The 20,342-nt window shown below is 61.1% G+C and carries 19 protein-coding genes; 7 read left to right on the forward strand and 12 right to left on the reverse strand.

Going from position 1 to position 20,342, the window contains the following annotated elements:
* Window positions 1–134: 134 nt before the first annotated feature.
* Window positions 135–896 (reverse strand): SDR family oxidoreductase, encoded by a 762-nt coding sequence (locus tag ACA072_RS21290; RefSeq protein WP_497620386.1) that lies wholly within the window; start codon window positions 894–896, stop codon window positions 135–137.
* 236 nt (window positions 897–1,132) lie between these two features.
* On the opposite strand from ACA072_RS21290, the gene ACA072_RS21295 reads away from it, so the two are divergent.
* Entirely contained in the window at window positions 1,133–2,137 is a 1,005-nt protein-coding gene (locus ACA072_RS21295) for an NADP-dependent oxidoreductase (RefSeq protein ID WP_497620388.1), read from the forward strand.
* Between the two features lie 168 nt (window positions 2,138–2,305).
* On the opposite strand, the gene pyrF is transcribed toward ACA072_RS21295, so the two are convergent.
* The gene (pyrF, locus tag ACA072_RS21300; RefSeq protein ID WP_497620390.1) at window positions 2,306–3,004 is read right to left on the reverse strand and encodes an orotidine-5'-phosphate decarboxylase; all 699 of its coding nucleotides are present in this window, start codon (window positions 3,002–3,004) and stop codon (window positions 2,306–2,308) included.
* A 293-nt stretch (window positions 3,005–3,297) separates the two neighbouring features.
* Between pyrF and ACA072_RS21305 the strand changes: the two genes are divergently transcribed.
* From ACA072_RS21305 to xopAW, 3 genes are all read left to right on the forward strand, one after another.
* On the forward strand, window positions 3,298–4,056 hold the full coding sequence (locus ACA072_RS21305; protein WP_077749216.1) for a response regulator: 759 nt from the start codon (window positions 3,298–3,300) through the stop codon (window positions 4,054–4,056).
* A complete protein-coding gene (locus tag ACA072_RS21310; protein ID WP_497620392.1) occupies window positions 4,056–5,105 on the forward strand; it encodes a sensor histidine kinase in 1,050 nt (349 codons plus the stop codon). Before ACA072_RS21305 ends, ACA072_RS21310 begins: the two co-directional genes overlap by 1 nt.
* A gap of 139 nt (window positions 5,106–5,244) precedes the next feature.
* Window positions 5,245–6,081, forward strand: coding sequence for a XopAW family type III secretion system calcium-binding effector (gene xopAW / locus ACA072_RS21315; protein WP_497620394.1), 837 nt, complete (start codon window positions 5,245–5,247; stop codon window positions 6,079–6,081).
* A 152-nt stretch (window positions 6,082–6,233) separates the two neighbouring features.
* Here the strand turns inward: xopAW and ACA072_RS21320 are convergent, their stop codons facing one another.
* From ACA072_RS21320 to ACA072_RS21365, 10 genes are all read right to left on the reverse strand, one after another.
* Window positions 6,234–7,289: an AI-2E family transporter gene (locus ACA072_RS21320; RefSeq protein ID WP_461975868.1), complete on the reverse strand. Its 1,056-nt coding sequence runs from the start codon at window positions 7,287–7,289 to the stop codon at window positions 6,234–6,236.
* A gap of 68 nt (window positions 7,290–7,357) precedes the next feature.
* Window positions 7,358–8,164, reverse strand: a complete 807-nt coding sequence (locus ACA072_RS21325; RefSeq protein WP_497620397.1) for a DUF4892 domain-containing protein — start codon at window positions 8,162–8,164, stop codon at window positions 7,358–7,360.
* A gap of 8 nt (window positions 8,165–8,172) precedes the next feature.
* Complete coding sequence (locus ACA072_RS21330) at window positions 8,173–8,832, reverse strand: glutathione S-transferase family protein (protein WP_497620399.1); 660 nt, start codon at window positions 8,830–8,832, stop codon at window positions 8,173–8,175.
* Window positions 8,833–8,882: 50 nt separating this feature from the next.
* Window positions 8,883–9,737 (reverse strand): alpha/beta hydrolase, encoded by an 855-nt coding sequence (locus tag ACA072_RS21335; RefSeq protein WP_497620400.1) that lies wholly within the window; start codon window positions 9,735–9,737, stop codon window positions 8,883–8,885.
* On the reverse strand, window positions 9,734–10,540 hold the full coding sequence (locus ACA072_RS21340) for an alpha/beta fold hydrolase (protein ID WP_497620401.1): 807 nt from the start codon (window positions 10,538–10,540) through the stop codon (window positions 9,734–9,736). Before ACA072_RS21340 ends, ACA072_RS21335 begins: the two co-directional genes overlap by 4 nt.
* A 336-nt stretch (window positions 10,541–10,876) precedes the next feature.
* Entirely contained in the window at window positions 10,877–11,320 is a 444-nt protein-coding gene (locus tag ACA072_RS21345) for a hotdog fold thioesterase (RefSeq protein WP_497620402.1), read from the reverse strand.
* Window positions 11,321–11,352: 32 nt separating this feature from the next.
* Window positions 11,353–13,020, reverse strand: a complete 1,668-nt coding sequence (locus tag ACA072_RS21350; protein ID WP_497620404.1) for an AMP-binding protein — start codon at window positions 13,018–13,020, stop codon at window positions 11,353–11,355.
* Between the two features lie 209 nt (window positions 13,021–13,229).
* The gene (gene sixA, locus ACA072_RS21355; protein WP_497620406.1) at window positions 13,230–13,682 is read right to left on the reverse strand and encodes a phosphohistidine phosphatase SixA; all 453 of its coding nucleotides are present in this window, start codon (window positions 13,680–13,682) and stop codon (window positions 13,230–13,232) included.
* A complete protein-coding gene (locus ACA072_RS21360) occupies window positions 13,679–14,026 on the reverse strand; it encodes a DUF4389 domain-containing protein (protein ID WP_010457073.1) in 348 nt (115 codons plus the stop codon). The genes sixA and ACA072_RS21360 overlap by 4 nt, the downstream gene beginning before the upstream one ends.
* 32 nt (window positions 14,027–14,058) lie before the next feature.
* On the reverse strand, window positions 14,059–15,084 hold the full coding sequence (locus ACA072_RS21365) for an NAD(P)H-dependent glycerol-3-phosphate dehydrogenase (protein ID WP_497620408.1): 1,026 nt from the start codon (window positions 15,082–15,084) through the stop codon (window positions 14,059–14,061).
* A gap of 196 nt (window positions 15,085–15,280) precedes the next feature.
* Between ACA072_RS21365 and ACA072_RS21370 the strand changes: the two genes are divergently transcribed.
* From ACA072_RS21370 to ACA072_RS21380, 3 genes are read left to right on the forward strand one after another with little or no spacing between them, the layout of a single operon-like run.
* Window positions 15,281–17,404 (forward strand): TonB-dependent receptor plug domain-containing protein, encoded by a 2,124-nt coding sequence (locus ACA072_RS21370; RefSeq protein ID WP_497620410.1) that lies wholly within the window; start codon window positions 15,281–15,283, stop codon window positions 17,402–17,404.
* Complete coding sequence (locus ACA072_RS21375) at window positions 17,405–18,337, forward strand: ABC transporter substrate-binding protein (RefSeq protein WP_497620412.1); 933 nt, start codon at window positions 17,405–17,407, stop codon at window positions 18,335–18,337. It begins immediately after the preceding gene.
* The gene (locus tag ACA072_RS21380; RefSeq protein ID WP_497620414.1) at window positions 18,334–20,235 is read left to right on the forward strand and encodes an ATP-binding protein; all 1,902 of its coding nucleotides are present in this window, start codon (window positions 18,334–18,336) and stop codon (window positions 20,233–20,235) included. The genes ACA072_RS21375 and ACA072_RS21380 overlap by 4 nt, the downstream gene beginning before the upstream one ends.
* The last annotated feature ends 107 nt before the right edge of the window (window positions 20,236–20,342 follow it).

Genomic DNA, 20,342 nt, shown 5'->3' on the forward strand with positions numbered 1-20,342 from the left:
CTGGATCGAATGTGCGACAACGCCGCCAAAACCCTCGGTTCTAACCATTTGAAACACATTGTTCGTCCCTTTCACGAAACCATGAAAAAGCCCGCACGTGTGCGGGCTCTTTCCTACGCTGCAAACCTTGTGTGTCAGAACGCCGTAACACCACCGTCCACGGCCAGGGAGTGACCTGTGGTAAACGCTGCACCATCGCTGCACAGATACAGCACCGCGCTGGCGATTTCCTCGACCTTGCCGATGCGGCCGACCGGGTGCATGGCATTGGCGAACTCGCCCTTCTTCGGGTCCGCTTCATAGGCACGGCGGAACATATCGGTGTCGATCACCGCCGGACACACCGCGTTCACGCGAATCTTTTTCTTGGCGTATTCGATGGCCGCCGACTTGGTCAGACCGATCACCGCGTGTTTTGACGCCGCGTAAATGCTCATCTTCGGCGCCGCACCAAGGCCTGCCACCGAGGCAGTGTTGACGATCGCACCACCGCCCTGGACCAGCAGCAATGGCAACTGGTACTTCATGCACAGCCAGACGCCTTTGACGTTGACACCCATGATCGCGTCAAACTCATCGATCGTGCCTTCAGCCAGTTTGCCTTTCTCGATCTCGATGCCGGCGTTGTTGAAGGCATAGTCCAGACGGCCGTAGGTATTCACCACCTCGTCCATCAGATTTTTTACATCGCTTTCCACAGTGACGTTGCAGCGCACGAAGGTCGCTTCGCCGCCCGCTGTACGAATCAGTGCCACGGTGCCTTCGCCCCCGGCGGTGTCCATGTCCGCCACCACCACTTTCAACCCTTCGGCGGCGAATGCCTGGGCGGTCGCGCGGCCGATACCGTTGGCAGCGCCGGTCACCACAGCGACCTGGCCGGAAAACGTCATGCTCATTGTTATGTCCTCGAAGAGATGAATGCGGGGGATCGCGTGTTCGCAGTCTAGCCACAGGCGTGTGTGACACGGCAGCACTATCAAAAGCCCGGTTGGGCGACCATGAGTTGCAGTGATAGAACGGCGGCACTGACTATCACTGCACTGGATCGATGTGCATTCGCCGCATCAGCCAAACTTGCGGCATCGATCATGAAGGGCTATCAACAAAGCTTCATTCATCTTGAGTGCCTGTCATGACTTCCCAGACCAATCGCCAGTTCCTGCTCGCCAAACGTCCGGTGGGCGCGGCTACCCGCGAGACCTTTACCTATCAGGAAGTGCCAGTCGGCGAACCGGCTACGGGTCAGATCCTGGTCAAAAACGAATACCTGTCCCTGGACCCGGCCATGCGTGGCTGGATGAACGAGGGCAAGTCCTACATTCCGCCGGTCGGTATCGGCGAAGTCATGCGCGCATTGGGTGTAGGCAAAGTCGTTGCCTCGAACAATCCCGGGTTTGCGGTCGGGGACTACGTCAACGGTGCCTTGGGCGTGCAGGATTATTTCCTCGGCGAGCCACGGGGTTTCTACAAGGTCGATCCGAAACTGGCCCCGCTGCCGCGTTACCTGTCCGCGCTGGGCATGACCGGGATGACCGCGTACTTCGCGCTGCTCGATGTCGGCGCACCCAAGGAAGGTGACACCGTGGTGCTGTCCGGCGCCGCCGGTGCAGTGGGCAGCATTGCCGGGCAGATCGCCAAGATCAAAGGCTGCCGCGTGATCGGCATTGCGGGCGGAGCGGACAAGTGCAAATTCCTGATCGACGAACTTGGGTTTGACGGCGTCATCGACTACAAAAACGAAGACGTGCATGCCGGCCTGAAACGCGAATGCCCAAAAGGCGTCGACGTGTATTTCGATAACGTCGGCGGCGACATTCTCGATGCGGTACTGGGTCGCCTGGCCATGAAAGCGCGGGTGGTGATTTGTGGCGCGATCAGCCAGTACAACAACAAGGAAGCGGTCAAGGGCCCGGCCAACTACTTGTCGTTGCTGGTCAATCGCGCGCGGATGGAAGGCTTCGTGGTGATGGATTACGCCGCGCAGTTCGCCGCCGCCGGACAGGAAATGGCCGGGTGGATGGCCAAGGGGCAACTCAAGAGCAAGGAAGACATTGTTGAAGGGCTGGAGACGTTCCCGGAGACGCTGATGAAGTTGTTCAGCGGCGAGAATTTCGGGAAGTTGGTACTGAAGGTCTGACCCAATAGTTGATTCAACACAAAACCAATGTGGGAGCGGCGGTGCGACGATTCGACTTGCTCGCGAATGCGGAGTGTCAGTCAACATCAATAGTGACTGATACACCGCCTTTGCGAGCAAGTCGAATCGTCGCACCGCCACTCCCACATTTGGATTTGCGGTGCCTGGTCAGGACAGTTCGGCCACGACTGCTGCCAACGCCTTGGCCGGATCCGCCGCCTGGCTGATCGGACGACCAATCACCAGATAATCAGAACCGGCATCCAGCGCCTGGCGCGGAGTCAGGATACGGCGCTGATCGTCCTGGGCACTGCCCGCCGGTCGAATCCCCGGAGTCACCAATTGCAGCGACGGGTGCGCCGATTTCAGGGCCTGGGCTTCCAGGGCCGAGCACACCAGACCGTCCATTCCGGCTTTTTCCGCCAGTGCCGCCAAGCGCAGCACCTGCTCCTGTGGCTCGATGTCCAGGCCGATACCCGCCAGATCTTCACGCTCCATGCTGGTCAGCACGGTCACGCCGATCAACAGTGGTTTCGGGCCGGTACGCTGATCGAGTACTTCGCGGCAGGCGGCCATCATGCGCAGACCGCCGGAGCAATGAACGTTGACCATCCACACGCCCATTTCCGCCGCTGCCTTTACTGCCATGGCGGTGGTGTTCGGGATGTCGTGGAACTTGAGGTCCAGGAACACTTCGAAACCCTTGTCACGCAAGGTGCCGACGATTTCCGAGGCGCAGCTGGTGAACAGCTCCTTACCGACTTTGACCCGGCACAGCTTCGGGTCCAACTGGTCGGCCAGCTTCAGTGCGGCGTCACGGGTGGGGAAATCCAGGGCGACGATGATAGGAGTCTGGCAGACGGACATGAGCGGGCTCTCAGGCAGGACGAAATCGGCGCGCATTGTAGCGGAACCAGCGCCACTGCGGGACCCGATGATCGGTAAATCGTCCCGAAGACTCAAGCAAGCCTAGCCCCTGCGCCGATTGTGTCGAGCTCGATACACACACGACACGCCCACAACACCCTTCTTCGCTACCCTCGGCAGCCGCAACACGTCCTTACAGCACTTCCCGCCTCCGGGCCGGACGCCTATGCTGAAACCACAACCTCGCAGCCCATCTTTGTGGTTGGCAGCCTACCTGGCAGATGAACGCACGCATGCACAGCACCCCAGCACCTCTGAACGACGATCAAAAAGCGCCCGCGGACGACAAACGCTGGAGCATTCGCGCCCTGATCGTCGACGATGACGTCCCGATCCGCGAGTTGATGATCGACTACCTGGCCCGCTTCAACATCCACGCCAGCGGAGTCACCGACGGCGCCGCGATGCGCCTGGCGCTGCAAGCGGAGCATTTCGACGTGGTGGTACTCGACCTGATGCTGCCCGGCGAAGACGGTTTGTCGCTATGCCGCTGGCTGCGCGCTGAATCGGACATCCCGATCCTGATGCTCACTGCCCGCTGCGAACCCACCGACAGGATCATCGGCCTGGAACTGGGCGCCGACGACTACATGGCCAAGCCCTTCGAACCACGAGAACTGGTCGCGCGGATTCAGACCATTCTGCGTCGAGTGCGCGACGACCGCACTGAACAGCGTGCGAATATTCGCTTCGACAACTGGCGGCTGAACAGCGTGCTGCGTCAGTTGATCGCCGCTGATGGCCTGGTGGTGCCGTTGTCGAACGCCGAATTCCGCCTGCTCTGGGTGTTCATCGAACGTCCGCGTCGGGTGCTCAGCCGTGAACAACTGCTGGACGCCGCCCGCGGCCGTTCGATTGAAGCGTTTGATCGCAGCATCGACCTGCTGGTCTCGCGCCTGCGCCAGAAGCTCGGCGATGACCCGAAAGCCCCGCAGTTGATCAAGACCGTTCGCGGCGAGGGTTATCTGTTCGACGCGAGGGACATCGGCTGATGCGGGCGCGCTTCGATACGCTGTTCGGCCGTCTGTTTGGCGTGCTGCTGCTGGCGATCATCCTGGCGCACCTGTTGGCGTTTGCCTGGTTTCACCATTACGGCCCGCCGCCGCCTCCACCGCCGCCGGCGTTTTCCGAAGGCATGGGCGGACAGCGACCGCCCATGGACCCGCGCTTCGAAAACCGGCCACCGCGGCCGTGGTTTGGCGGCCCCTTGGTGCCGCTGACGTTCCAGTTTGTCTCGCTGATCATTGCCGCGTGGTACGGCGCCAAACTGCTGACTCGGCCGATCCAGCGCCTGAGTGACGCCGCCGAGCGCTTGAGCGAAAACCTCGACAGTCCGCCTTTGGATGAGTCCGGCCCAAGGGAGGCGCGGCAGGCGGCCCACACCTTCAACCTGATGCAGAAACGCATTATCGAGCAGGTGCAGCAGCGCTCAAGAATGCTCGGCGCAGTGTCCCACGATCTGCGCACGCCGCTCTCTCGTCTCAAGCTGCGGCTGGAGCAGATCGAGGACGACAAGCTGCAGGGCCAGATGCGCCAGGATCTGGACGACATGATCAGCATGCTCGACGCCACCCTCACCTATTTGCACGAACAGCGCACCAGCGAAGCCGAACAATGGATGGACGTGCAGGCGCTGGTGGAATCCTTGAGCGAAAACGCCCAGGACCAAGGTGCCGACGTCCAGGCCAGCGGCCACTGCGCGCCGCTGCAAGTGCAGCCGATGGCCCTGCGCTCATGCATCAACAATTTGCTGGACAACGCCCTGCGCTATGCCGGGCATGCGCGAATAACGCTCGAAGATAACCGTGAGCAACTGGTGATCCGCGTTATCGACCACGGCCCGGGTATCGCGCCGGACAAACGTGAAGCGGTGTTCGAGCCGTTCTTTCGCCTGGAAGGTTCGCGTAATCGCAATTCGGGCGGCGTCGGCCTGGGCATGACCATTGCTCGCGAAGCGGCTGAACGACTGGGCGGGCAGTTGAGCCTGGAAGAAACACCCGGTGGCGGTCTCTCCGCCGTCATCCACCTGCCCCGCACCTGAGACATACACCAACCCCCTGTCTGGCCTGATGCCTGTGTGTACCACTCGGTACAAACCTCACACACCCACGACACCTTGCCCCTTGACGCTGCATAAGCCGGTGCACCCGCCGGTTTTTCCATTCCAGGGAGTGAGCCCAATGATTGGTAGCGTCAGCAATTACACGAGCTATACCAGCACCAACAGCACCACAACCAACAGCGCCCGCAGCCAGCAGTTTCAGAAAGAACTGTTCGCCAAGCTCGACAGCAACAGCGACGGCGCGGTGGATCAGGACGAGCTCAAAAGCGCCCTGTCGCAGAAAACCGACGATGGTCTTCTGGTCAGCCTGAGCAAGAACTTTGGCGACCTGGACAGCGACGACAGCGGTAGCCTGAGCAGCGAGGAAATGGCGGCGATGGCGCCACCGCCACCGCCCCATGGCCAGGCACCGAACACCGAACTGGCCGACGCACTCATCAGTGCCCTGGATGCCGACGGTGACGGCGTGATCAGCGGCGACGAATTGAGCAGCGGTCTGAGCAACGCTGGCAGCGACACCGACAGCACAGAAATCTTCTCGGCCCTGGACAAGAACCAGGACGGCACCGTCAGCAAGGACGAACTCGCCGCCAGCCTCACCCCGCCGCCACCGCCGCCACAGCAGGTGTCCAGCGAAGAGCTGTTCAGCCAGCTGGATACGGACAGCGATGGCAGCGTGACCGCCAGCGAATTGAGCAGCGCGTTGCAGGCGAGCAACGGCACTTCCTCGACCAGCACCGACACCAGCGCCGCGTTGCTCAAGGTGTTGGACAGTGACAGCAGTGGCGGGGTCAGCAGCGATGAGTTGAAAGCGGCGCTGCAAACAGGTAGTGAGAAAACAAGCGACGAGTTCAACGTCAATGAAGCGCTGAACAAAATGATCGCCAATCTGAGCAAGCAGTATTCGCTCGATAACGTGGCGACGGTGGGCAAATACCTGAACGTCGCGACCTGAGCCAAGCGTTTAGCCTGACAGACCGCGTCGCCTGCTTCGCGAGCAAGCCCGCTCCCACACAGGATTCAGGTGAAGCACATAAAGTGTGAACATCACTGAACCCTGTGGGAGCGGGCTTGCTCGCGAAGAGGCCCTCAGCCCCACCGAAAATCTTAGGGCCGGCGATCGTCTACCCGCGCATGACTCTTGCTCCAGTCCGTCAACAGACTGTACGCAACCGCCAGCAACGTAGGCCCGATAAACAACCCGATAAACCCGAACGCAATCAACCCGCCAAACACACCCAACAACACGATCACCAACGGCAAATTCCCGCCCCGGCTGATCAGGTACGGCTTCAGCACGTTGTCGACGCCGCTGATGATGAACGTGCCCCAGCATCCCAGGAACACCGCCATTCCGTACTCGCCCTTCCAGGCCAGCCACGCCGTGGCCGGAATCCACACCAGCGGTGGGCCCATCGGAATCAGGCTGAGCATGAAGGTCACGATGCCCAGCACCAGCGCCCCGGGCACCCCGGCAATCAGGAACCCGATCAACGCCAGAACCGCCTGCGCCGCTGCCGTGCCGATCACCCCGTTCACCACCCGTTGCACGGTCCCGGCCACGAGTTCGATGTAGTACCCGGCACGATCACCGATCAGCCGTTCCAGCAAACCATGGACAAACGCCGCCAGCCGCGGCCCGTCGCGATAAAAGAAGAATACAAAGACGATGCTCAATGTCAGCTCGAGAATGCCGCCGCCAATCTGCGCGCTTCGTGCCAGCAGCCAGTTGCCGACCTGACCCAGATAAGGCTTGATCGCCACCATCATCGCCGCGCCTTGCTGATCGATGCTGTTCCAGATCACGACCAACCGCTCGCCCACCAAGGGAACACCACCCAGCCAGGTCGGCGCTTCCGGCAAACCGTCCATCTGCACATCCTTGATGAACGCAGTGGCATCACGCACATGGTCCGCCAGGTTAAACCCGAGCCACACCAGCGGCACCGCCACCAGCAACATCCAGCCCAGTGTCAGCACCAGCGCGGCCAGGGATTCGCGGCCGTTGAGCCAACGGGTCAGCAACCGCATCAACGGCCAACTGGCGAACGCCAACACCGCGCCCCAGAACAGCGCCGACCAGAACGGCGCCATCACCCAGAAGCTCGCGCCAAACAGCACCAGGAGCAGGATCTGCACCAACAGCCGATCGTTATTGGGCATGTGAAGTCTCGAAAGAATCAGTCAGAAAAGAATAGGCGAACGCACCGGGCGCGTCCGCCTGATACAGCTTATCGCAACAGTTCGATGTGCAGGCCAGAGCCTTCGACGTTGCCGGCTTCCATCCGTGCCGCACGCACGCCCTGCCCGATCAGCGCCTGACGCCAGGCTTCGGCCTTGGCTCCGGAAACACTGACCCGCAACGTGGTGTCGAGGTTCAAGCCGCGAGAAATCAAACGCAGCCAGGCGTCGTCGGGATCAGCGCTCAGCGTCGGGAAATCGAGTTCACCGGTGCTTTTGAGCTCTCGCAGCAGCGTCGCCGAGGTCGGCAGCAAATCACCCAGCGGCGCAGCAGCGTCGAATTGTTCGACGTGCAGATACGCTTTGCGATTACCGCGAGTGATGCTGTAAAGCGCAACGAGCGTGTTGTCCTGTGGCGCCGCCAGTCGCAGCAGCAAATACGCCTGCTGATCATCGGCACCATAAAGCTTGGCGTTGGTGAACACTTCGTTGGCCCACAGGCTGCTTTCCCCGCAATCACGCGCCTGGCACCAGAACAGCAACTCGGCGCCCTGCTTCTGCAAGGCTTCGCGCGCCGCCGTGAAGGCATCGTTGGAGGAGTGTTCCGGAGGCAACTCGTAGGTCACCGAAGTGGTTTGCCCCCGCGCGCTGACCTGACCATCGAAACGCAACTGCCCGCTGATCTTGCGGATCGAACCCAGCGGATAAATCCGCTCGAGCTCGGCGGCCGGACGATAGTCGACGATCTGCGCATCGGCCATGCGCGGCACGATAGGCAAGTCCTGACTGCCCGGGACATCGGCGGCAAACGACAAGGGACTGAAACAACACAGCGCCAGCACACTGAATGAACGCATGGATAGACTCATCGGATCAGCATGGCCTGGGCGCCCTTGACGACACTGGCATCATCGATGCGCTCGGGCACCAGCAAACCGCGCTGGACCGCCGGACGCGCTTCCATGGTTGCCATCCAGCGCTGCAAGGCCGGCAAACCTTCAACCTCGACACCGGACCGCTCATGGCCACGCACCCAAGGAAAGGTGGCGATGTCGGCAATGCTGTACTCGTCCGCCAGAAACTCCACGGCTTGCAGGCGCGTGTCGAGCACTTCATAGAGGCGACGGGTTTCATGTTGATAGCGGTCGATGGCGCCCTGGAGTTTTTCCGGAAAGTAGCGGAAAAAGACGTTGGCCTGGCCTTGCATCGGCCCGATCCCACCCATCTGGAACATCAGCCATTGCAGGACGACCGAGCGCCCTTTCGGGTCCCTGGGCAGCAGTTTGCCACTCAGTTCAGCGAGGTAAATCAGGATGGCGCCGGATTCGAACACGGCAAAATCACCGTTGGCGCGGTCGACAATCGCCGGTATCCGGCCATTGGGATTGATCTTGAGGAAGTCCGGTGACTTCTGTTCCTTTTTGTCGAAACTCAAGGCGTGCACCGTGTAGGGCAGGCCGAGTTCCTCGAGCACGATAGAGACCTTGTGGCCATTCGGGGTCGCAGCGGTGTAGAGATCTATCATGGTTGTCTCCCATTTCAACCCGCCCAGCCTCGACAGTTGCCCGGCGCAAGTCAAGGAACGGCGAAGAACCTATTGAAACAGTCTGCGACAAGGTCGGCGCCGGGTTCGTCATTCAGGTGCAAATGATGACCGCCTGGCAGCTGTTCACGGCTAAAGGGTAGACGCTCCAGCAATTCGGGATGTTTGGCGAGCATGCCGTCTGCGGCAACCACCAACAACGCAGGACAACTGACTCGCTGGACGAAGGCCATCGCCTGCTCGGTGGTAAGACGCAACGGCGATGGCAACGTGAGACGGTTGTCGGTGCGCCAGGTGTAACCGCCCGGCACCGGCATCAAACCCCGTTGGGCCAACAGCTCGGCGGCTTCGCGACTCACCGCCACCAGGCCTTTCATTCGTGCCTCGATGGCGCGGTCCAGGGTGTTGTAGACCGGTTTGCGTTTTTCCTGCAAATCCAGCTGCGCTTGCAGGGCCATGCCCATGCGTTCGGCGGCATTCTCGCCTTTGTCCGTAGGAGGAATGATGCCGTCGATCAACGCCAGATGCGTGACGCGTTCCGGCATCGACCCGGCAATGATCAACGAAGCGATCGCGCCCATGGAGTGCCCCATCAGTGCAAAACGCTTCAGGCCCAGCTGTTCGGCGACTTGCAGCACATCGTGGGCGTAGTCCCACATCGCGTAGCCGGCACCGGTCGGGCGATGCCCGGAATGACCGTGACCGGCCATGTCCAGGGCGATGATGCGCAGACCTTTGAGCTTCGGCGCCAGCCGGGCAAAGCTGTTGGCGTTATCCAGCCAGCCGTGCAAGGCAATCACCGGCAAGCCGTCTTCAGGGCCGAACAGGTGCGCGGCCAGCTCGATGTGCGGCAGGCTCAGGCGAACTTCTTCGACGACGTGGCTCATGCGCAGTCCTGCTGGCGACGACCTTCCCAGCGGCTGAACAGGTTTTTCAGCAGCATGGCGGTTTCTTGCGGACGTTCGAGGGGGAACATGTGGCCGCCGGGCATCGTCAGGGATTCACCCAGCGGCATGCGCCCGACGGAGCTTGCGTGATGACGCATCACCACCCGGCTCTTGTGCCCGCGCACCACCGCCAGTGGCACTTTCAACTGCCGTGCCTGGCCCGGACTGGTGTGCGGGACGCCACGGTAGATACTGATTTCCGTGGCCGGGTCGAAACGCAGGCGCAGCTTGTCGCCGACTTTTTGCAAACCGTGTTGAAGGTACGCGTCGAAGCATTCCGGATCGAAGCTACGGAACAGGGTTTTACCCGAGAAATACAGGCGCGCCGCTTGCAGATCGGCGAACTCTTCCCGGCGTCCCAGCGTGCGGCCGGCGGGCGTCAGTCGGTCGATGAAACCGAAACGCTTGGCGGCACGGATGACCCATTGATCGGCACGGGTCAATACCGGCGAATCGAGCATCACCACGCCGCGATACAGTTCAGGGCAACGCAATGCCGCGTGCAGGTGCAGCACGCCACCGAAGGAATGGCCGACGCCCCAGACCGGTTCCGGTTGCTGCTTGAGGTGATGGATCAGCTCATCCACCAGGTTGCGCCAATTGTCGTCCGCCGGAAAACGCGGATCGTGGGCGTGCTGTTCCAGATGCGTCACCTGATACTCGGGCGCCAGCGCCGCGAACAACTTGCCGTAGGTGCCCGAAGGAAACCCATTGGCGTGGGCGAAAAATATCTGTTGCGACATACCGGCAAATCCATGAGCGAGAACAGGGGTTGATTGTCCGTAAGACGCGGGCTTGCGGCAATGACTGTAAGTGCCAGGAATGATGACAGTCCGGTCAGGGACATGTCGCAAGACTCAAACCTGATGAAGATCCGTGTAGCAGCTGTCGAGCCCCGGCGAGGCTGCGTTCGGCTGCGAAGCAGTCGTAAATTCATCCACCACGGTGTTTCAGGAAAATCGAGGTAGTAGGGTTTACGACTGCTGCGCAGCCGAACGCAGCCTCGCCGGGGCTCGACAGCTGCTACCGCGCCGAACGCAGCCTCGCTGGGGCTCGACAGCTGCTACAGGGGATTGTGTTCAGCGAGTCGGTGGATTCTCGCCCAGCGGCACAACCGCCATGGTCAGCCGCGACACGCAACTGGCCTTGCCCTCATCACTGCTCAAACGGATATCCCAGACATGGGTCGTGCGCCCAATGTGAATCGCCTTGGCCACTGCCGTTACCCGCCCGCTGCGCAGCCCTCGCAAGTGGTTGGCGTTGATTTCCAGACCTACGCAATAGAATTTGCTGGCATCGATGCACAGGTAACTGGCCATGGAGCCGACCGTCTCGGCCAGCACCACCGAGGCGCCGCCGTGCAGCAAACCGTAAGGCTGGTGAGTGCGGTGGTCGATGACCATGCTCGCGGTCAGGGACTCTTCATCAAAGGCTTCGAAGCGAATATCCAGCACTTCGCCGATGGTGTTTTTCTGGATTGCGTTCAACTGCTCGACGTTGGGAGTGGTACGCCACAGACTCATCGTTGCTTTCCTTTGTTGGTTTTATTCGTGGCTCAATCCTGCCACAGCACCGCCTCGCTGCGCTCGCTCCATTCTTCGAAACGAGCGCCGTACGCCGCTTCGATCACGTTGCGCTTGATCTTCAGGGTCGGCGTCAAGAAGCCGTTTTCCACGGCCCAACTGTCCTTGACCACCACCAACCGGCGCAAGCGTTCGTGCTTGTCGAGCACGCCATTGACCTCCTCCAGGAGTTTTTCCAGGCTTGAATGCAGCCCTGCACGCGCCGTTCCGCCGGCGTCCTGCTGACCGGCCGCCGACAACACGCACAACCCCAGCGGTGCAATCAGACCATCGCCGACCACGCACACCTGTTCGATCCGCGAATGCACCGCGAGCCGATTTTCGATCGGCGCCGGGGCGACGTATTTGCCTTTGCTGGTCTTGAAGATTTCCTTCAACCGCCCGGTCAGGCGCAGGTTGCCTTCGGCATCTTGCTCACCCTTGTCACCGGTGCGCAGGAAGCCGTCCTCGGTGATGGTCTCAGCGGTTTTCTCGGGTTCCTTGAAATAACCGAGCATGGTCGCGCCGCTGCGCACCATGACTTCGCCGGAGTCGGCGATCCGCACTTCAACTTCCGGGCAAGGCTTGCCGATCCAGCCGGGTTTGTTGTCGCCGGGGCGGCCGATGTGGGAATAACCGCAGCTCTCGGTCATGCCGTAGACCTCCAGCACATCCAGCCCCAGTTTGCGGTACCACAGCAGCAAGGTCTGCGGCACGGGCGCGGCGCCGGACAACGCCACGCGCAACGCATCCAGCCCCAATCCGACGAGCACTTTGTGCCCTACCCGCTTGCCGATGAAGGGCAGGCCGAGCAGGAAGTCGAGGCGTTTTGCCGGGATCTTGCTGTACACGCCCATCTGGAATTTGGTCCAGATCCGCGGCACGCCAAACAATGCGGTCGGCCGTGCGCGCTGCAAATCCGTGAGGAAGGTGTCGAGGCTTTCGGCAAAGAACACGGTTTGCCCGGTATAGATCGATGCCAGCTCAACAAACATCCGCTCGGCAACGTGGCACAGCGGCAGGTAGGACAGCAGGCGGTCCGACTCGTTGAGGCCAAACAGTTGAGTGCCGCGGGTGGTGGCGAACCCCAGGTTGCCGAAACTGTGCATCACGCCTTTGGGCAGCCCGGTGGTGCCGGAGGTGTAAATGATGGTCGCCAATTGATCGGCAGCGGGTTTGGGGTCGTCCTGGATCGGTGAGCTGCGTTGCAAGTCGGCCCAGCTGAAATCAAAAGTGCCAGGCGGATGCAGTGGCAGGCTGATGGTCGGCAGATCGGTGCTGACCCCGCGGGACATGCCCGGCCAGTCATCGAGCTTGCCGATGAACGCCAGCGCCGCTTCGGAGTGTTCGAGCACTTGTGCGACGGATTCGGCGGTGAGGTTCGGGTACAGGGGCACCGAAACATGGCCCGCCATCCATATCGCCAGGTCGGCGATGATCCAGTGGGCGCAGTTTTTCGAGATCAGGGCGATGTGGCTGCCTTGGGGCAACTCGCGGGCCCGCAGCCAGTGTGCGGCGCAGCGAGCCTGATGACCGACGTCGGCCCAGGTCAGGGTCTCGACTTGTCCGCCGCCGGTAGGCTGGACCAGAAACCGCTGGCGGGGATGACGGGCTTCACGCTCGTAGAAGACGTCCAGCGGCAAACGAAAAGCAGCAGACATGCGACTCGCTCCTTTATTTTTGGTCTGGAGCAAGCGTAGTCAACCAAGCGGTTGCTTGGTTGACTATTTCACACAAAAACCAGCAACACCGCCAAACCCTGTGGGAGCGTGGCTTGCCCGCGATGGCATCACCGTGGTGCATAAGTTCGACCGCGGTGATGCCATCGCGGGCAAGCCACGCTCCCACAAAGGGTCGTTTTCAACAAATACTACGGGTGCTTGATGCTGTTGAGCTTCATCGAACCTATCAGCAGTTCATTGCCCTCAAGCTCGGCCAGACCGGCAGTACTGACCTTTTCCGGTGGATATCCGGCGCCATGCTGCAGATAGCTGAGCAAGTTACCCACCAGCGGATTGTGGCTGACCAAAAGGACATTACTCACTGACACCAACTGCTCGGCCACTTTGTCCGGGTCGACTCCCGGGGTAAGCCATTCCACAGTGCGAATCTCCGGTTCGAAACCCAAGGCATCACGCACCAGCTGCGCGGTCTGCTGCGCTCTCAGGAAAGGGCTGGCATAGATCGCGGTAATGGGTTGCGCGATCAACTCGGCAGCGCTGCGCAGCACTTCTTCGCGACCATGGTCCGTCAGCGCTCGCTCGGAATCGGGGCACGAGCCGTAAGGCACGGCTTCACCATGACGCAATACCCAGAGTTTCATAGTTTCGGCTCCTCATCTCGGGCCGGATGTGGCGCTGGCGGCACGGCGTGCGGCGCTTCGCCTTCCGGTGTACGCGGCGTCGGCCAGTCGGCGAACGGCCAGGGTTTCTGGTCGCTGTGGAAGGTGCCGAAACGACCGATCTGCGCCAGGAACTGGCTCAGGCTGTCGCCGAAGTTCATCAGGCTGGCGCTCGGGGCGCCATAAATCAAACGATAGATCAGTTGCACCAGCACCACCGCGCCGAGGATGAACTGCGCCACTTGCCAGACCAGCAAGAAGACGATCATCCATAACACCCGCAGCAGAATGGACTCGTAGGTGGCCTCTGTTTTCGGATCGTTCATGTGCAACTCCCTGCTTTTTCTGGAAAGCGTGATCAGTTGAAACCGCTGGTGGAAATGAAGTCGACATCGGTTTTGGGTTCGCCGCGCATCAACAGTTCAATCACTTGATTCAAAGTGCGCCCTTCGAACAGGATCGCGTGCAATCCGGCGACCAGCGGCATATAGACACCTACTTCCTGCGCCTTGGCCTTGAGCACCTTGAGCGTGTTCACGCCTTCGGCGACTTCGCCCAGACGCGTGACCGCATCTTCCAGGCTCAACCCCTGGCCGAGGGCAAACCCGACCTGGTAGTTGCGGCTTTTCGGCGACGAGCAGGTCACGATCAAGTCTCCCACGCCCGCCAGCCCCAGGAAGGTCATCGGGTTGGCGCCCTGATTCACGGCGAAGCGCGTCATTTCCGCCAACGCGCGAGTAATCAGCATGCTCTTGGTGTTTTCGCCCATGCCCAGCGCCACGGCCATGCCGGCGATGATCGCGTACACATTTTTCAGCGCCCCGCCCAGCTCCACGCCAAAGCGGTCGGCGCTGGCGTACACACGAAAGGTACGGCCATGCAGCGCTTCCTGGACTCGTTGGCAGAGTTCTTCGTCTTCGCTGGCGACCACCGTGGCGGTCAGCGCGTGTTCGGCGATTTCACGGGCCAGGTTGGGCCCGGACAACACGCCGATGCGCGCTTGCGGGGCGATTTCCTCGAGGATCTCGCTCATCAGCTTGAAGGTGTTGGCTTCGATGCCTTTGGTCAGGCTGACCAGCAGTTTGCCGCTCAAACGGTCGGCGTGCGGGACCAGTACCGAGCGCAGCGCGCTGGACGGCAGCGCGACAAAGCACAGGTCGCAGGCGTCCAGGGTCGCTTGCAAGTCCGTCACCGGTTCTACTGCCGGAAGTATCTTGATGCCTTTGAGGTAACGCGGGTTCTCGCGATTGACCCGAATGGACTCGGCCTGTTCGGGGTCTCGCATCCACTGCCGGACCTGATGCCCGTTCTCGGCCAGCAGATTTGCCACGGCGGTACCAAAACTTCCGCCTCCCAGGACCGCAATTGGGCGCTGTTCAGTCATATGCAATCCGTTAATCCATACCAGTGGCGATGTCGGCATTATACGGAGCGTCCCAGTGGCGGCCAGCCCCCGCATCAATTACCGACATTTGTAGGAAGAAGACCAATAAATCCTAGGAAAATGCCGGCATCGTGAATGGAAAAGTCGACCAGCTCGGTTAACATGCGCGCCAACTCATCGTTATCAAGGACGTTTCGTGTCGTTTGGCTCCCCTTCACCTCGCTCGCCACTGGTTCTGGCACTGCTTTTCAGCTCGCCATTGCTGGCCGACGACTTGTTTCTCGACAACGAACCGCTGCCGCAAGTGCTCACGGCCACCCGCCTGAAGCAGTCGCCGGCCGCCGTCCCGGGAAGCATGACGGTGATAGACAGCGAGCTGATCGACGCCAGCGGCGCGCGAGACATCAGCGAATTGCTGCGGCTGGTGCCGGGCATGATGGTCGGCAACATCAGCGGCAACCAGGCGACGGTGAACTACCATGGCACCAATGCCACCGAAGCGCGGCGCATGCAGGTGCTGATCGACGGCCGTTCGGTGTACCGCGCCGGCCTGGCCACGGTGGACTGGAGTGATATTCCGGTGGCCATGGAAGACATCGAGCGCATCGAGGTTTTCCGCGGCCCCAACACCGTCAGCTATGGTGCCAATGCGCTGATGGCGGTGGTCAACATCATCACCCGCAACCCGGCCGACAGCCACGGCACGCGGATGAAAGTCACCCGTGGCCAGCGCGGCATCAACGACTTTTATGCCAGCCAGGGCACGGGGTGGGATGGCGGTGACCTGCGCCTGTCGTTGTCCGGCCAGGAAGATGACGGCTTCGACACCCACCGCAACGGTGCCGATTACCGCGACAGCCGCCGCTTGAACCGCTTCAACCTGGCCGTCAGCCAGACGCTGAGTGAAAACCAGAGCATCGACTGGCAGTTGAACGCCAAGGACGGCACCAACCAGCGGCCTTATACCTACCGCCCGGTGTTCTCCGGGATTACTGATGCCGGGAACAATTCCGACGTGGTTGCCAAGGATTACGCCGGCTCGCTGCGCTGGAACCTCGACATCAATCCTGATCACAGCCTTTATATCCAGGGTTCGGCCCAGCACTGGGACCGTCAGCAGACCTGGCGCGCCTGTGATGCCGAAGTCTCGTTCAGCCCGGAACTGACCGAACTCTGGCAGCTCAACCCGAACTACACCGAACGCCTGGCGCGCAACATCGAGCGCTTTACCGGGCCCGGCGCACCGGCCGGCACGGTGGCGGAGCGTGCGCTGGGTAATCAAGTGCTGACGCAATGGCGCAACGGCGCCCGGCAAACCCTCTGTGGCGACATCGACCAGAGCGCCCGGGAGTCGCGTTACGACCTCGAACTGCAAGACACCCTCAGCCTGTCCGACAGTCTGCGACTGGTCAGCGGCTTGAACTATCGTTACGACCGGGCAGATTCCGAGACCTACTTCAATGGCACGCTCGACGACACCACCTGGCGGGCATTCGGCCAACTCGAGTGGCGCGCCACCGAGCACTGGTTGCTGCAGGGTGGCGCCATGTTCGAAGACACGCAATTGACCGGCAGCTCGCTGACTCCGCGGGTGGCGGTCAATTACCTGATCAACCCGCGCCACGGCCTGCGCGCGGTGTACTCGGAAGCGATCCGTTCCCCGGACATGTTTGAGAACAACGTCAACTGGAGCTACCAGGTCACCAACCTGCGGCCCAGTGCCTACGGCCAGACCAGCGCCCGCTATTTCGTCAAGACCCGCGGCCCCGGCGACCTCGAACAGGAACGCATGCGCTCCCGCGAGCTGGGCTACAACGGTTACTTCGCAGAGCTTGGGCTGACGGTCGATGTGAAGCTGTTCTACGACGAAATCAGCGGCATGATCAGCGAACCGCTGCGCAACAATCAGTACATCGCCAGCAACTCCAACAGCTCGCGTTTCAAGGGCACGGAAACCCAGCTGGACTGGCGCCTGAGCAGCAACGACCGGCTGCGCCTGACTTACGCCTACGTCGATGCCGAGGCGAGCAATCCGCAGGATGAGCAACTGACGGCGCGCAACAGCGGTTCCGCCGGTTGGTTGCGCAATTGGGGTCACGGCTGGAACAGCGCCCTCTTCTATTACGGCGACGACGCCCTCAACGGCTATCGCTTCGAACGCGTCGACACACGCATCGCCAAACGCATCGACCTGGGCAAGGCGAATCTGGAGTTGGCCGGCGTGCTCCAGCAACGCCTCGACCATCAACCCACCACCTTCGCCGACAACAACTACGACGAGCGTCGGGTGCTCTACTTCAGCGCGGAGCTGACGTTTTAAATGCTGCATCGCCGGTCGCGGAAGTCGCCAAACCCTGGCCGCCTGCTGGCAGGGTTGTGCCTGGTATTTGCCGGCCTGCTCGGCAGCCTGCCGGTACGGGCTGCCGACATTCTGCTGACCGGCCTCGAAGACAGTCCCGGCGTGCAATCTTTTGTGCAGGCGCTGAGCGGCATGCGCCCTGCCGACAGCGTGCGTTTCCAGGCACTGGACAGCCTGCCGAAGCCCGGCAACCTACCCGTCGATACTCGTTTGATCCTGCTCGATCTGCCGAGCCTCGACTGGCGCCTGCAAGAGACACAAGGCCCGCCGACGCTGGTGCTGCGAATCAGTCGCCTGCAAGCCCACCAACGCTTCGGTGCTGATTTTCCATCGCACCTCAGCCTGCTCTGGAGCGACCCGCCGCTGGATCGGCAATTGCGTCTGACCCGGCTCATCCTGCCCGAGGCCCGACGCGTCGGCGTGCTGTACGACAGTCACAGCGAATTCCTGCTCAAGGAATTGCGTCTGTCGGCGCAAGCGTTGGGCCTTGAAGTGATCGCCGAGCGATGGGACAACACCAACGACAGCCGCCCTTTACAGGATCTGCTGAAGAACTGCGACGTGCTGCTGGGCCTCGACGATGCCGATTTGTACAACCCGAAAACCGCAAAAAACCTGCTGTTGAGCAGCTACTCGCGGCAACTGGCGCTGGTCGGCCCGAACGCCGCGTTCGTCAAGGCCGGTAGCCTGGTCAGCACCTACAGCGATCAGAACGATTGGCTGGAAGTGCTCGACGAATTGCTCGATCGGCCGTCGGCAGACTGGCCGCGTGCGTTGTATCCGCAACACTTCAAAGTGTTAAGTAACCCGCAGGTGGCTCGTTCATTGGGTATTGAACAGGTGACTGAAGCGTTTGTCGCAGCACAGTTGGCCGAAGGAGAACGCCGCCCATGACCTTCCGTCGCGGATGGGACATCAATACCCGCACGCAGATCATCAGCCTCGGTCCCGCCCTGTTGCTGACGTTGCTGCTGATCAGTTTCTTCACCTTCGTGCGCATTCAGGACCTGCGTCAGGAGCTCAACCACACCGGGCAACTGATCGCCAACCAACTGGCGCCCGCCACGGAATACGGGGTGATTTCGGGCAACAACGAAGTGCTCGAAAGTTTGCTCAAGGCCACACTGGCCACGCCCAACGTGCGCTTTCTCGAAGTTCAGGACAGCGCCAACCGGATTCTGGTGTACGTCGAGCAACCGTCGGAAACCCATACCCGCTCGCACCAGGTCGAAGTGTTCCAGGCGCCGGTGCGGCTGCAACGGATCGCCCTGAACAATGATTTTTTCCAGGGCAGCAGAGCTAGTAACACGGCGCCGCCCGAGGACTATCTGGGCCGGGTGATCGTTGGTTTGTCCAATGACGCCTTCAGCCAGCGCCAGCAGGAAATCCTGTTCAAGGCCGGGATTCTCGCCTTGTTCGCGCTGCTGTTTACCTTTCTGGTGGCCCGGCGCCTGGCCGGCAGTCTGTCGCAGCCGATCCGCGACATCGGCCACGCCGTGAAAGCGATCCAGGACGGCGATTACAAAACACCGCTGCCGATCGTCGACGACACCGAATTGGGCGCGTTGTCGCAACACATCAACAACCTCGCCCAGGGCCTCGAGCAGGCCAGCCGTGAGCAGCATCAGGCCATGGCGCAATTGATCCAGACCCGCGAAGAAGCGGAAAAGGCCAACAACGCCAAATCCGACTTCCTGGCGATGATGAGTCACGAATTGCGCACGCCGATGAATGGCGTATTGGGCATGCTGCAACTGCTGGAAACCACCGACATGACCGAGGAGCAGATCGAGTACGCGGCGCTGGCTTCGGAGTCCACCGAACACCTGCTCAAAGTCATCAATGACATTCTCGACTTCTCGCGCATCGAGCGTTCGGAACTGGAGCTTGAACACATTCCGTTCAACCTCGCGGACCTGATCAGCAGCTGCGCCCAGTCGTTCCAGCACAGCGCGGCGCAACGCGGGCTCGATCTGGCCCTGGCGATTCCCGAGGACATGCGCGCCTTGCAGGTTCAGGGCGACCCGACGCGGATCCGGCAGATTCTGGTCAACCTGGTGGGCAACGCGCTGAAGTTCACCGAGCAAGGCCGCGTCAGCATCGAACCGCAGTGGCAGTCACTGGATCACGAACTGCTGTGGTTCACCTGCACCGTGCGCGACAGCGGGATTGGCATCTCGGCCGAAAGCCTGGAATTGATGTTTAACGCGTTCCAGCAGGCCGACAGTTCTATTTCAAGGCGTTACGGCGGCACCGGGCTTGGGTTGCCGATTGCGCGCACCCTGGCCGAACGCATGGGCGGCACCTTGCGCGCCCAGAGTGAAGAAGGCCAGGGCTCGGTGTTCACCCTGGAAATTCCGCTGGCCCTCTATAAGCAGTCGTTGCCGGAATTGAAGCCACGGACACAGGCCGGCGATGACCATGGCGAAGGGCGCAATGTGCTGCTGGTGGAGGACAACCCGGTCAACCAGACGGTCATCGAAGCAATGTTGCGCAGTCTGGGCTTTACTGTCAGCGTCGCGATCGATGGCGCGCAGGCCGTGCGAAGTGCCGAGAGCCTGACTTTCGAAGCGATTCTGATGGATTGCCGACTGCCAATCATCGACGGCTACGAAGCCACCCGCCAGATACGCCTACTGCCCGGCTGCGCAGACTTGCCGATCATCGCCCTGACCGCCAATGCCTTGCAGGGCGACCGTGAAGCGTGTTTATCCGCCGGAATGAACGATTACCTGGCCAAGCCGTTCAAACGCACTGATTTGCAGCAAATTCTGCAGCGCTGGGTGCAGTAGTACAGGCCTTTCGACCATCTGCGACTGGCGTGAAAGGCGAAAGTGCGGCAGTCTTAGGCACCCGAACAGGCCCGAAAAGGGGCTTGAATAATAATTTCAGTGCACAA

Source organism: Pseudomonas sp. LBUM1656 (assembly GCF_059716065.1).